Origin of the sequence: Actinoplanes sichuanensis (genome assembly GCF_033097365.1) — a bacterium.
In the GTDB taxonomy this organism is placed as follows: domain Bacteria; phylum Actinomycetota; class Actinomycetes; order Mycobacteriales; family Micromonosporaceae; genus Actinoplanes; species Actinoplanes sichuanensis.
Genome location: NZ_AP028461.1, coordinates 11,240,891 through 11,254,314 on the forward strand (window position 1 = coordinate 11,240,891; position 13,424 = coordinate 11,254,314).

General features: G+C 70.8%; 9 protein-coding genes. 3 read left to right on the plus strand and 6 right to left on the minus strand.

All coding sequences use genetic code 11. From position 1 onward, the window contains the following. Positions 1–3 precede the first annotated feature (3 nt). Together Q0Z83_RS51565 and Q0Z83_RS51570 are read left to right on the plus strand one after the other, a co-directional pair. Positions 4–1,659, plus strand: coding sequence for an FAD-dependent oxidoreductase (locus tag Q0Z83_RS51565; protein ID WP_317790893.1), 1,656 nt, complete (start codon positions 4–6; stop codon positions 1,657–1,659). Positions 1,660–1,720: 61 nt separating this feature from the next. Further along, positions 1,721–3,190: an ATP-binding protein gene (locus Q0Z83_RS51570; RefSeq protein ID WP_317790894.1), complete on the plus strand. Its 1,470-nt coding sequence runs from the start codon at positions 1,721–1,723 to the stop codon at positions 3,188–3,190. Here the strand turns inward: Q0Z83_RS51570 and Q0Z83_RS51575 are convergent. From Q0Z83_RS51575 to Q0Z83_RS51600, 6 genes are all read right to left on the minus strand, one after another. After that, entirely contained in the window at positions 3,182–3,685 is a 504-nt protein-coding gene (locus Q0Z83_RS51575) for a mycothiol transferase (protein ID WP_317797362.1), read from the minus strand. The genes Q0Z83_RS51570 and Q0Z83_RS51575 overlap by 9 nt on opposite strands. 2 nt (positions 3,686–3,687) lie before the next feature. Beyond that, on the minus strand, positions 3,688–4,458 hold the full coding sequence (locus Q0Z83_RS51580) for a hypothetical protein (protein WP_317790895.1): 771 nt from the start codon (positions 4,456–4,458) through the stop codon (positions 3,688–3,690). A 78-nt stretch (positions 4,459–4,536) separates the two neighbouring features. Beyond that, positions 4,537–5,814: an MFS transporter gene (locus Q0Z83_RS51585; protein WP_317790896.1), complete on the minus strand. Its 1,278-nt coding sequence runs from the start codon at positions 5,812–5,814 to the stop codon at positions 4,537–4,539. 79 nt (positions 5,815–5,893) lie between these two features. Continuing rightward, positions 5,894–7,699, minus strand: coding sequence for a S9 family peptidase (locus Q0Z83_RS51590; RefSeq protein ID WP_317790897.1), 1,806 nt, complete (start codon positions 7,697–7,699; stop codon positions 5,894–5,896). Between the two features lie 15 nt (positions 7,700–7,714). Next, a complete protein-coding gene (locus Q0Z83_RS51595; RefSeq protein WP_317790898.1) occupies positions 7,715–9,475 on the minus strand; it encodes an N-acetylglutaminylglutamine amidotransferase in 1,761 nt (586 codons plus the stop codon). Between the two features lie 12 nt (positions 9,476–9,487). Then, the gene (locus Q0Z83_RS51600; protein WP_317790899.1) at positions 9,488–12,064 is read right to left on the minus strand and encodes a carboxylate--amine ligase/circularly permuted type 2 ATP-grasp protein; all 2,577 of its coding nucleotides are present in this window, start codon (positions 12,062–12,064) and stop codon (positions 9,488–9,490) included. 195 nt (positions 12,065–12,259) lie between these two features. Here Q0Z83_RS51600 and Q0Z83_RS51605 point away from each other — a divergent pair, with 195 nt between their 5' ends. Next, positions 12,260–13,330, plus strand: coding sequence for an NAD-dependent epimerase/dehydratase family protein (locus Q0Z83_RS51605; protein ID WP_317790900.1), 1,071 nt, complete (start codon positions 12,260–12,262; stop codon positions 13,328–13,330). Positions 13,331–13,424 lie beyond the last annotated feature (94 nt).

The following is a 13,424-nucleotide window of genomic DNA, read 5'->3' on the forward strand; positions in this document are numbered from 1 at the left end:
TCAATGGGCCAAGCCGCGATCCTCACGGTCGACGACGACCCGTCCGTCTCCCGCGCCATCGCACGTGACCTGCGCCGCCGCTACGCCGACAGGTACCGGGTGGTCCGGGCCTCCTCCGGCGACGAAGCCCTGGAGGTGCTGCGCGAGCTGAAACTGCGCGGCGGGCGGGTCGCGGTGATCCTCGCCGACTACCGGATGCCGCAGATGAACGGCATCGAGTTCCTGGAGCAGGCGATGGACCTGTTCCCGCACGCCCGGCGGGCGCTGCTCACCGCCTACGCCGACACCGACGCCGCGATCCAGGCGATCAACCTGGTCGACGTCGACCACTACCTGCTCAAGCCGTGGGACCCGCCGGAGGAGAAGCTCTACCCGGTGCTCGACTCGCTGCTGGACGCCTGGGAGGCGACCGGTGAGCAGGAACTGCCGGACATCCGCCTGGTCGGCCACCGGTGGAGCGAGCCGTCCTTCCAGATCCGCGACTTCCTGGCCCGCAACCTGGTGCCGTACAAGTACTTCGGCGCCGACGAGCCGGAGGGCCGCCGCCTGCTGGAGGCGGCCGAGGCCGGGCCGGAGTCGGTGCCGCTGGTGGTGACGGCCGACGGGCGGGCGCTGTCCCGGCCGAGCGTGCAGGAGGTCGCCGAGGTGGCCGGCCTGTCCACCAACCCGGGCCGGGACTTCTACGACCTGATCATCGTGGGCGGTGGCCCGGCCGGTCTGGGCGCGGCCGTCTACGGCGGGTCGGAGGGCCTCAAGACGCTGCTGATCGAGCGGCAGGCGGTCGGCGGGCAGGCCGGGCAGAGCTCCCGGATCGAGAACTACCTGGGCTTCCCGGACGGCATCTCGGGCGCCCAGCTCACCGACCGGGCCCGTCGGCAGGCCGACAAGTTCGCCGCCGAGACGATCAGCACCCGGGAGGTCGTCGGGCTGCGTACCGACGGGTCGGCCCGCACGCTCACCTTCGCCGACGGCGGCGAGGTGTCGGCGCACGCGATTCTGCTGGCCACCGGTGTGTCGTACCGTCCGCTGATCGCTGACGGCGTCGCCGATCTGACCGGATCCGGGGTGTTCTACGGCTCGGCCGCCACCGAGGGGCCGGCCTGTGCCGGCACCGATGTGTACATCGTCGGCGGCGCCAATTCCGCCGGTCAGGCGGCGCTGTTCTTCGCCCGGTACGCCCGTCGCGTCACCCTGCTGGTGCGCGGCGACTCCCTGGAGTCGTCGATGTCGTACTACCTGATCCAGCAGCTCGCCCAGGTGGCGAACATCGAGGTCCGGACCCGCTGCGAGGTGATCGGCGCACAGGGTGAGGGCCACCTCCAGGCGATCACCATCTGTGACAGCAAGAACGGGACGAAGGCGACCGTCGAGTGCGGTTACCTGTTCGTGTTCATCGGGGCGGAGCCGCGCACCGACTGGCTCGGCGACACCGTGCTGCGTGACGGGAAGGGCTTCATCCGGACCGGAACCGACCTTCTGGCGAACGGGGAGCGTCCACGGGGATGGGATCGGGACCGGGATCCGTTCTACTTGGAGAGCAGTGTCCCCGGCATCTTCGCGGCCGGCGACGTCCGGGCCAGTTCGGTGAAACGGGTGGCCTCGGCGGTCGGCGAGGGTGCGATGGCCGTCGCGCTGGTCCACCGCTACCTGGAGGCATAGTCATGACCGAGTGCACCGCAGCGAAGCAAGGGCCGCGAGGGCATGACCGGGAGGCACAGTAATGTCCGACCTGAGTGACGAGATCCGTCTCGAACCCTGCGAGCCCGGCCGGCTCACCACCGAGGACCTGCGCTCGCTCTTCCTGTTCGCCAAGCTCACCGACGAGCAGTTGGCCTGGCTGGCCGAGCACGGCTGCACCATGCGGGTCCCCGGCGGCGGCCTGGTGCTGCGCGAGGGCGACCCCGCCGTCTCGTTCTTCGTGCTGCTCAGCGGCACGATCACCCTGACCCGCCGGGTCGGGCAGGACGAGGTCACCACCACCCGGACCGAGCAGCGTGGCGTCTACATGGGTGCCACCCAGGCGTACCTGCGTGAGGACGGGGTGCCCCGGACCTACCAGGCGTCGATGCGGGCGATCACCGACGCCGAGTTCTTCGTGCTGTCCGCCGACGACTTCGGCTCGCTCATGCGCGACTGGTTCCCGATGGCGATCCACCTGCTCGAGGGTCTCGCGCTGGGGATGCGCAGTTCGCAGGCGGCGATCGGCGAGCGGCAGCGGCTGGCCGCCCTCGGCGCCCTGTCGGCCGGGCTCATGCACGAGCTGAACAATCCGGCCGCCGCCGCCTCCCGGGCCACCGGGGCGCTGCGTCAGCGGGTCGCCGCGATGCGCCTGAAACTCGGCAAGCTGGCCGCCGGCAAGGTCGCGCCGGACCGGCTCGTCGCCCTTCTGGAGTTGCAGGAGGAGGTGATCGAGCGGGCCGCGAAGGCGCCCGCGATGACCGCCATGCAGACCGCCGACCTGGAGGACGAGCTCGGCGACTGGATGGAGGGCCGGGAGATCACCGCCGCCTGGGACCTGGCGCCGGTCTTCGCCCAGGGCGGCATCGACACCGACTGCCTCACCGATCTGGAGTCCCGGCTGGCCTCCCCGGAGCTGCTCGACCAGGCGATCCACTGGATCGGGTACGCCCTGGAGACCGAGCAGCTGATGAGCGACATCGAGGACGCCACCGGCCGCGTCTCCAAGCTGGTGCACGCGGCCAAGCAGTATTCGCACGTGGACCGGTCCGCCCACCAGTGGATCGATGTGCACGTCGGCCTGGACAGCACGCTCGTCATGCTCGGTCACAAGATCGGGGACGGGATCCGGGTGGTCAAGGACTACGACCGGGACCTGCCGCAGATCCCGGTCCACCCGGCCGAGCTCAACCAGGTGTGGACGAACGTCATCGACAACGCGGTCCAGGCGATGACCGGCGCCGGGACGCTGACCATCCGCACCTACCGCGATGACGACCGGCTGGTCGTCTCGGTCGGCGACACCGGCCCGGGCATCACCCCGGAGGTCCGCAAGCGGATCTTCGAGCCGTTCTTCACCACGAAACCGGTGGGCGAGGGCACCGGGCTGGGCCTCGACATCTCCTACCGCATCGTGGTCAACGGCCACGGCGGCGACATCGAGGTCCAGTCGCAGCCCGGCGACACCCGCTTCCTGATCCGGCTGCCGTTCACCGAACCGGCGTCAGCCTAGGATGCCGCGGAGATAGGCCGCCTGTCCGGCGTGCTGGGCGTCATCGTCCAGCACGCTGACCAGGCGGACCCCGAGGGTCACCGGCGGATCCCAGTTGCGGTCGACGATCCGGTCCAGGTCGGCGGGGGTCAAGGTGCCGACCCACGCGACGGTACGGGTGAGCACGGCCCCGAAGTAACCGGTCAGGGTCTCCCAGCTCTCCGGCGCGACGGTCTCGACCTGGCCGGCCGTGTGCCCGTAGCCGGTGTCGTCCGGGTCGGTCTTCAACCCGAACCGCGGCCCCCAGTCACCGGTCACGTAGATCTGCTCGCCGCCGATGACCCCGGTGAGGTGGTGATCCTGCACCCGGGTCAGATGCCAGACCAGCCAGCCGATCGAGTTGGCACCGGGCTTCGGTGCCCAGCGCAGCTGCTCCGGGGTGAGACCACGGACCGCCGCCTCGATGGTGTCCGGCAGCCGGCCGTACCCGTCCTTGAGGATCTCCTGGACGTCCATGCTCACTCTCCCGTTCCCTCGGCGGGTTGTTCCTGCCCCGAATCGGTGCCCTTGTCGCCGCCCGTCTCATTCTGCTCCGGCGCGCCGGTCTCGGCGGGCGTGGTCACCGTCGGGCCCTCGGTCGTGGGGGTGGGCTCGGCCGGGGTCGTGGTGGGATCGGCCGGCCCGGTGGGCGCCGGGGCCTCGGTCGTCGTGGTGGCGGGCCCGTCTGAGGGGACCACGCCCGGCTTCTGCTGCTGCTGCTGGTCGTCGTCGCTCTCCTCCCCGGCGGTGTCGAACAGGATCGTCGGGCTGCCGGTGTCGCGCCCGCTCGTCACATCGGCGGCGGACCGACCGGCGAACAGCTCCGCGGTGGTCAGCACACCCATGCCCAGCAGGAAGAACGCGCCGGTGACGAGGGCGACCCGCTTCCAGTGGATGCGGTGCCCCGGCTCCGGTCCGTCCGTCGTGCCCGCGGCGCCGTCCGTTGTCGTGCCCTTGTCCGCCGTCTCCGACGGTGCGCTTTCGGAGGCGGCCTCCACCGCCGGGGTGCCCACCGCCGCCGGGGCGATCACGAACGCCGACTGAAGCTGCTTGGTGCCGTGGTTGATCGATCGGTGGTAGATCTCCGTCCCGATCGAGCTGATTAGACTCGCCAGGGCGGCCCCGATCACCGTGCCGGCCACCCCCAGGAAGGAGCCGAGCACCGCCGCCGAGACGGCCGCAAGGGTGCCGGCGATGGTCTTCGGAACGTCGATACCGGACCAGAAACGGCCCACTGCCTGCTCAGACATATCCTCCTGATCCCTGCTCTCCGACCGCGCGCGATGCCGCGCCCCGCGCGCGGTTCGTCGTGCGTCGTTTCGCGCGGATCAGGAAGCCTTTACCTCCACGGAGGTCGCTAAACCCGCCGACTCGGCCGCCACGTGCCGCCGGGTCAACAGCCGGGTCCGCAGGATGCCCGCCACACCGGCCGCGGCCACCAGGAACTGCACCGACATCGCGACCTTGAAATCATCGATGTGATAGTCGTTACCGCCGCCTGTGCGGTAGTCGAGGATCAGCCCGATCAACTCGATCGTCACCAGCGAGGCCACGAACCCACCGACGTTGACGACTCCGGTCGCGGTGCCCAACCGGCTCGGCGGGTTGAAGCTGCGCGCGAAGTCGAACCCGATCATCGACCCCGGGCCGCCCAGACCCAGCGCGATCACCAGTGCCACCAGGAGCGGCAGCGGCGCCCGCCCGGGCCAGGCGATCACCACGGCCCACGCCGTCATGTTGATCGCCACGATGCCCAGCACCAGCCACGACCGGCGCAGTGGATGACGCTGGGTGAGCATGCCGAGCACCGGTCCGGCCAGCATGCCGGTCACCACGAAGACGGTCAGCAGCACACCGGCGGTGGCCCGACTCAGCCCCTGACCGGCCACCAGGAACGGCACACCCCACATCAGCGCGAACACCGTGCCGGTGAACTGGCTGGTGAAGTGCGCCCACAGCCCCAGCCGGGTGCCCGGGTGCCGCCACGAGCTGCCCAGGTCGGTGCCGAGCTGCTGCCAGCTCACCGGGGCGCCGCTGATCCGCCGCTCCGGCGTGTCCCGCAGAGTGGCCAGCACCACCAGCGCCACGAACACCCCGAGGCCGGCGGTGCCGAGGAACGCGGTGGTCCAGCCCGCACCGGCCAGCACGGCGGCGAGCGGGATGGCCGAGAGCACCTGCCCCAGCTGCCCGATGAGCCCGGTCAGCTGGGTGAGAACGGGCACCCGCTTGGCCGGGAACCAGTGCGGCACCAGGCGCAACACACTGATGAACGTCATCGCGTCACCGGCGCCGACCAGCACCCGGGCCAGGATCGCCCCGCCCATCCCATCGGTGAACGCCATCAGCACCTGCCCGGACGCCATCACCGCGGCCCCGGCCAGCACGAGCCGCAACGACCCGAACCGGTCCAGCAGCAGCCCCACCGGGATCTGCAGCCCGGCGTAGACGAGCAGCTGAAGCACCGCGAAGACGGCGAGCGCACCGCCGCCCACCCCGAACCGCTCCTGGGCGTCGAGCCCCGCCACCCCGATCGAACTGCGGTGCAGCACCGCCACCGTGTACGCGGCCAGGCCGGCGGCCCACACCGCCCAGGGACGCAGGGCCATCAGACGCCTTCCGCAGTGCCGGGTAACGTGCAACTACCACCCTTCTCCGTTACCCATACCCCCGGCAACGTGCGTCTTCTCACTCAGTAAGGTGCGTCTCCAGCCAGGCGAGGGTCTCCCGGAGGAACTCGGCTCGGGCGGCTCGGTGCAGCAGTTCGTGACCCTCGCCGGGGAAGAGCAGGTAGCGGTGTGGGTGGTTGCGGGCGGCCAGCGCGGCGACCACCTGTTCGGCCTCGATCACCGGCACGTTCGTGTCGTTGGCGCCGTGCACCACCAGCAGCGGGGCGCGCAGCCTGTCGATCGAGTGGATCGGGGAGAGTTCGCGCAGCAGGGCGGCGTCGTGGACCGGGTGTCCGTATTTGCTCACCGCCGCCGACGCGATCCACGGCTCGGTGTGCTGGTAGAAGGTCGCGAAGTCGGACATGCCGCAGATGTCCACGCCGACGTCGAACAGTTCCGGGAACCTGGTCAGCGCCGCCAGCGTGAGGTAACCGCCGTAGGAACGGCCCATCACACCGACCCGGTCGGCGACCCCGGCGCGGCGCAGATAGGTCACGCAGGACCGGACGTCCTCGATCGCGGCGTGCCGCAGCCCCCCGTTGTCGGCGTCGACGAACGAGCGCCCGAAACCCGACGAACCGCGCACGTTGGCGGCGAAGACGGCGATGCCCCGGTCGGCCAGCGACTGGAAGAGCGGTCCGTGCCCCGGGCGTTCCTGCGCTTCCGGCCCGCCGTGCAGCCACACCACCACCGGATGCGGCCCGGGCGTCCGCGGCGTGAACAGCCATCCGGTCAGCGTCAGCCCGTCGTGCGCCGGGAAGGTCCGCAGCTCGGGCCGGATCGCGCCGGGTGACGCCGGTTCCGCGGACACCGCCTCGACCGGCCCGGATCTCCACTGCCACACCCAGACGCCGTTCGGCTGTCCCGGCCCTTCCGCGGTGAACCCGAGCGCGGAGCCGTCGAAACTCCACACCAGGTCGGCGGCGACCGGGCCGGGCAGCGGCGAGAGGAGGACCGGGACGCGATCGCCGTCGTGGTCCAGGTCGATCACCGCGACTTCCGATTCGCCGCCCCGGACGTTCCACAACAACGCGGCGGTACGCCCATCGGCCGCCACCTCGAAGTCCTCGATCTCCCCGAGAAGCCCGGCGGAGGCGGGCGTGCCGAGGGCGGTGGGCGACTGGGCCAGCACCTCGACGGCGTCACCCGCGATCCGGAGCAGGGCCGGGAACTCGCCGTCCTGGCTCAGGGCGTAGACACAACCGCCGCCGGGGCTGAAGACCGCCCGCTCCCCACGGGTGACCGGCTTCTCCGTGCCGAGGGTCAGGTCACGCAGCACGATCTGGCGGGCGCCGCGTGGCCCGTACCGCAGAAGCGCGAAGCGCCCGGCCGGGTCCACGTCGAGAAGGGTGACCAGATCGCCCTCGGTGACCACCGTCCGCGTCCCGGCCGTGACGTCGATCAACACGGCCGTGGTGAGGTTCTCGGTGAGGGCGAGGATCGGCCGTCCGGGCAGCCACCGCATGTTGTCCGCGGTGTCCGCGCCGAACCCGGCCACCTGGTGCAGGTCGGACCCGTCCGGTCGGACCAGCCACACCTCGTGCCGGGGCGCGCCGCCGGGAGCGATCTGGCAGGCCAGCCAGCCGCCCCCGGACGACCAGCGGACCGCCGATACCGGTTCCGGCCCGGTGCCGACGCGGAAGGCCAGCTCGCTGCCGACCGGCTGCACCCAGACGGCCGGCACCCCACCACGGTCGGAGACGTACGCCATGTGCCGCCCGTCCGGGGACAGTGCCGGCGATCGGTTGCCGGCGACCTCCGATTCGATCGGCCGCCACCCGGCGGGCAGTACGGTCACGTCGGTGCGATGGAGCCGGCCGTCCAACGGGGATCCTCCTGTCTACAACTGCTGCAACCACATCTCCAGCAGCGCGAGCTGCCACAACTGGTTCGCACCGAGCGTGGTGCGCGGGGTGTTCGGGTCGGCCAGGAGCGCGTCCACGTACTCCGGCCGGAACAGTGCCCGGTCGCGGGCGGCCGGCGCGTGCAGTGCGTCGCGGACCAGGTCGAGCACCGGGCCCTCCAGGTGCCGGATGCCGGGCACCGGGAAGTAGCCCTTCGGTCGGTCGATGACCTCGTCCGGGACGAGCCCGCGGGCCGCGTCCTTGAGCACCCCCTTGCCGTCACGGGCCAGTTTCAGCTCGGGCGGGCAGGCCGCCGCGATCTCCACCAGCTCGTGATCCAGGAACGGTACGCGCGCCTCCAGCCCGAACGCCATAGTCATGTTGTCGACCCGTTTGACCGGATCGTCGACGAGCATCACCTGCGAGTCGAGGCGCAGCGCGGCATCGACGGCGGTGGTGGCACCGGGCCGGGCGAAACTCGCCGCCACGAAGTCCCGGCTGACGTCGCCGTCCGGCAGCCACTCGGGGTTGAGCTGCCGGGCCAGGTCGTGGTGCGGCCTGTCGAAGAACTCCCCGGCATACGCCGCGACGGCCTGGTCCCGGGGCACGTCGGCGAGCGGTGGATACCAGCTGTAGCCGGCGAAGATCTCGTCCGCTCCCTGCCCAGATTGCACCACCTTCACATGCTTTGCAACGTCTTCGCTGAGCAGATTGAACGCGATGCAGTCGTGGCTCACCATCGGTTCGCTCATCGCCGCCACGGTTCGCTGCACCGCCGGCAGGAACCGGTCCTGACCGATCCTGATCTGGTGGTGCTCGGTGCCGAACTGCTTGGCGACGAGGTCCGAATACTCGAACTCGTCACCGCTCTCCCCGCCACCGGAGTCGAACCCGATGCTGAACGTGGTGAGCCCGGCCTGCCCCCGTTCGGCCAGCAGGGCCACGATGAGACTGGAGTCCAGCCCGCCGGACAGCAGCACACCGACCGGCACGTCGGCGACCATCCGACGTTCGACCGCCTGGCGCAGCTTCGCCCGTACCGCCGCGGTCCAATCGGTCTCGTCGAGAGTGCGCTCGAAGCGCGCCTCCCAGTAGACCCGCTCGCTCGACGTGCCGTCGGCCCGGATCACCCGGACCGTGGCCGGGGGCAGTTTGCGCACCCCGGCCAGGATGGTCCGCGGCGCCGGCACCACCGAGTGGAACGTCATGTAGTGGTGCAGCGCGACCTTGTCGATGCCGGTGTCCACCCCGCCCGCCGCGAGCAGCGCCGGCAGCGTCGAGGCGAACCGCAGCCGACCCGGCGACTCGGCCAGATACATCGGCTTGATCCCGAGCCGGTCCCGGGCCAGCGTGACCGTCCCGGTGTCGTGCTCGGCGACCGCGAACGCGAACATCCCGAGGAAACGGGTGACACAGTCGGCGCCCCAGCGGTGGTACGCCTTGAGGATCACCTCGGTGTCCGACGTCGAGAAGAACGTGTAGCCGTACCCGATCAGCTCGTCACGCAGTTGCCGATAGTTGTAGATGCAACCGTTGAACACCACGGTGAGCCGCAGCTGCTCGTCGGTCATCGGCTGGGCACCGGCCTCCGAAAGGTCGATGATCTTCAGGCGGCGGTGGCCGAAAGTGATCCGGCCGCCGTCCCAGAGCCCGGCACCGTCCGGGCCCCGGGACTCGAGGCAGGGCAGCATCCGCCGGATCGCCTCGGTGTCCGCCCGCCGGTCGCCGTAACAGATCTCGCCGGCGATCCCACACATGAAATCCTCCTTCTATCCGAGCAGCCAGGTGTCCTTCGAGCCGCCGCCGCGTGAGGAATTGACGATCATGCTGCCGGCCGGGGCGACCCGGGTCAGGGCGGCCGGCGCGACCACCGACTCCCGGCCGGTGAAGACGAACGCCCGCAGGTCGACGTGCCGTGGGGCGAGCCGGTGCCCGTCGAAGACCGGATGGGTGGAGAGGTTCACCACCTCCTGGGCCACCCACCGATGCGGGGCGGTGCGGATCTGCCGGCGCAGTGCGGCCAGCTCGTCGGCGGTCGCGTGCGGGCCGATCACGATCCGGTCGCCGCCGTAGCCGTCGACCGGCTTGCAGACCAGCTCGTCCAGACGGGCCAGCACCTCGGTCCGCTGGTCCGGAATGCCGCACAGGTAGGTCGGCACGTCGGCGAGCAGCGGCTTCTCGTTCAGGTAGTACTCGATGAGGCGGGGCACGTAGGCGTACACCGCCTTGTCGTCGGCGATCCCGTTGCCCAGTGCGTTGGCCAGCACGATGGTGTCCGCGTGCAGCGCCGACACCAGGCTCGGGCCCAGCGGCATGCCGTCCGCGCCGGGGGAGTGGACCAGGCTGTCCTCGCCCATCCGCAGGTAGATGACGTCCACCGGGTACCGGTGGCCGTTCTTCAGCCGCCACACCCGGCCCTCGTCGACGAACAGTTCGGTGCTGCGGACGACCGGCACCTCCATCGCCTCGGCCAGCATCCGGTGCTCGAACCAGGCCGAGTCGTCCGGGCCCTGGCTGAGCACGACGATCGCCGGATCGTCGGCGGCGGCCGGACCGGCGGCCTCCAACAGGGCCTGTTTGAGCAGCTTCGGGGTGTCCTCGACGGAGATCAGTGCGGCCGGGCGCGGCAGTTCGGGCAGGACGCTCCAGGTGAGGCGGCGGTTCTGCATGGCGTAGGCGATTCCGGACGGCACCCGCAGGTTGTCCTCCAGCACACACCACTTCCCGGTGCCGTCCCGGACCAGATCAACCCCGGCGACCTGGGTACGGACCGCCGGCCGGCTGATCAGAGCGCCGCTGGCCCGCAGCTCCGGAGAACCGTCGATCACCCACTCCGGCACGATCCCGTCGGCCACCACCTGCCGGTCGGCGTAGACGTCACCGAGGAACGCGTTGAGCGCCCGCACCCGCTGGACCAGCCCCTGCCGCAGCCCGGCCCAGTCGTCGGCGGGGACGATCCGGGGCACCAGGTCGAACGGGAACAGCCTGGTCGCCGCCTCACCGGCGACACTGAACGTGATGCCGCGGGCCCGCTGCTCGTCGTCCCGGGCGTCCTCGCGCTGCCGCAGGCCGGTCGCGCCGAGCGAGGTCAGCACCGGCAGGATTCCGGCGTAGGCGGGGGCGACCCGCCCGCCCGGGAACGCCTCGTCGCCGTCGGCCACGTACGCCTCGATCAACGCCGGCGCCGGCGGCCCGGCCGGCCCGGCCTCGGTGACACCCCCGCGGGTGTCGGCCACCAGCAGGTCCACCACGTCGGACAGCCGCCCGCGCCGGGCCAGCGCCCGCCGCTGCCGAGCCGCCGAACTGCCCCGGCTCAACGCCCGCAGGGTCAGATCGAACACCTGATCCCAGTCGCCGAGCTCCTCCAGCTGCGGGCGCAGCTCACCGACCAGGCGTTCCACCGCGACCGCGGCCGGCACCGGAACCGGCGACCGGGGCAGGTCGAGCAGATCGCCCTCCAGCCCGGACCGGGCGGCCCGCCACATCGCGGCCCGGTGCAGCGGCGGCCGCGCGGTGGGCGGCTCGAGCCCGGCCCGGTGCTCACCGAGCGCCCGCAGCACCAGCGCCCGGAAGATCCCGGCCAGCAGAATCACCGTCTCGACATCCGGGCTGGAGTCGGTGACCCGCAGTTCCACCGTGGGCACGTGCGCCGACGGCCGGACGTCGAAGTAGACCATCTTCGGGTCACTGATCGTCCCGGACGCGATCAGGTCGCTGACCAGCGCCTCGTGTTCGGCCGCCGAGTGCAGCGGCCCGCTGTCGCCAGCGGTTGGCCAGCGCATCCACACCAGCGAGCGGACGCTGGCGTACCCGGAGTCCTCGCCGAGCCAGTAGGGCGAACTGGTGGAGAGCGCGAGCAGCACCGGCAGTGTGGGGGCCACCCGCTGGGCCACCGCGACCGCCTCGTCCCGATCCGGCACCCCGACGTGCACCTGGGTGCCGCAGATCAGCTGCTCACGGACGAGCATCTGGTACTCGTGCAGCATCCGCTGGTAACGCGACGTCGGCGTGACCGGCAGCGCGTCCAGGTCGACCAGCGGCACGGTGCCCGCCGCGACCAGACCCAGGCCGAGCGACTCGGCCGTCCGGATCGCCTCCCGGCGCCGCTCCGCGACGCCGGTTCGCAGGTCGTCGAGGGTGCTGCTGACCGGCGTGTTGGTCTCCACCACCGATCGGTGCAGCTCGGCGGAGAAGTGCGCGGCGTCCAGCCGGTCCAGGATCTCCGGCGCCCGGGGTACGAGCTCCCGCGTCCCGAGGTCGACGACGTGCAGCTCCTCCTCCACGCCGAGCGTCAGGGCGGCCCGGCCGGGGGTGGTGTGCTGTTCAGCCTGTAGTGACTCCGTCATGGGGACCGCCCTTGCGAATTCGTCGTGAAACCGCCGTATCCGTCGGAGCTTTCCCATCGGATGTAGCGAATTCGTGACGTGCCCATTTCGTGCCACGGTCAAGCATGACGATCACGACACGACCGACCGGGCGGTCAGACTGCTCCAGCTCACCGGTACTCTCCCCGGTGACGCCCGACACCCGGAGGTCAGGAAATGAGCAGCGTTGTCGTCATCACCGGATCGGCCGGTCTGATCGGATCAGAGGCGGTCCGGCACTTCGCCGGTCTCGGCATGGACGTGGTCGGGGTCGACAACGACATGCGCGGCTACTTCTTCGGCGCCGACGGCTCCACCCAGTGGAACCTGCAGCGGCTGGTCAAGGAGGTCGGCGACCGCTACACGCACCACAGCGTCGACATCCGTGACCGCGACGGGCTGGACAAGCTCTTCGCCGGCCTCGGGTCCAACGTCGGCCTGGTCATCCACGCCGCCGCGCAGCCGAGCCACGACTGGGCCGCCCGCGAGCCGTTCACCGACTTCGACGTGAACGCCGTCGGCACGATCAACATGCTGGAGGCGACCCGGCGGCACGCCAAGGACGCCCCGTTCATCTTCACCTCGACCAACAAGGTGTACGGCGACACGCCGAACTCCCTGCCGCTGATCGAGCAGGAGACGCGCTGGGAACTGCCGGAAGACCACAAGTGGTATGGCGGCATCGACGAGACCATGTCGATCGACAGCAGCATGCACTCGGTCTTCGGCGCCTCCAAGGTGGCCGCCGACATCATGGTGCAGGAGTACGGCCGCTACTTCGACATGCCGACCGCGGTGTTCCGTGGCGGCACGCTGACCGGTCCGGGCCACTCGGCGGCCGAGCTGCACGGCTTCCTGGCCTACGTCATGCGCTGTGTGATGGAGCAGCGGACGTACAAGATCTTCGGCTACAAGGGCAAGATGGTCCGCGACGCCATCCACTCGCACGACCTGATCACCGCGTTCGAGGCGTTCCACAAGGCTCCGCGGGTGGCCGAGATCTACAACATGGGCGGCGGCCGGTTCTCCAACTGCTCGCACATCGAGGCCTTCAAGATCGCGTCGGAGATCACCGGTCTGGAGGCCCAGACCGAGTATGTCGACCAGAACCGGATGGGCGACCACCAGTGGTGGATCAGCGGCACCGGCCGGTTCGAGCAGCACTACCCGGAGTGGAAGCTGACCTACGACGTGCCGGCCATCCTGCGCGAGATCTACGAGGCCAACCAGGAGCTGTGGAAGGCCTGATCGCCGCCCTCCAGCGTCTCACTCGAGGGCGGCGCGGCACAGACCCGGCCGCGCCCCCTCCCCTTCCCTGATCCCCTCCCTCGCTCGGGTGCGC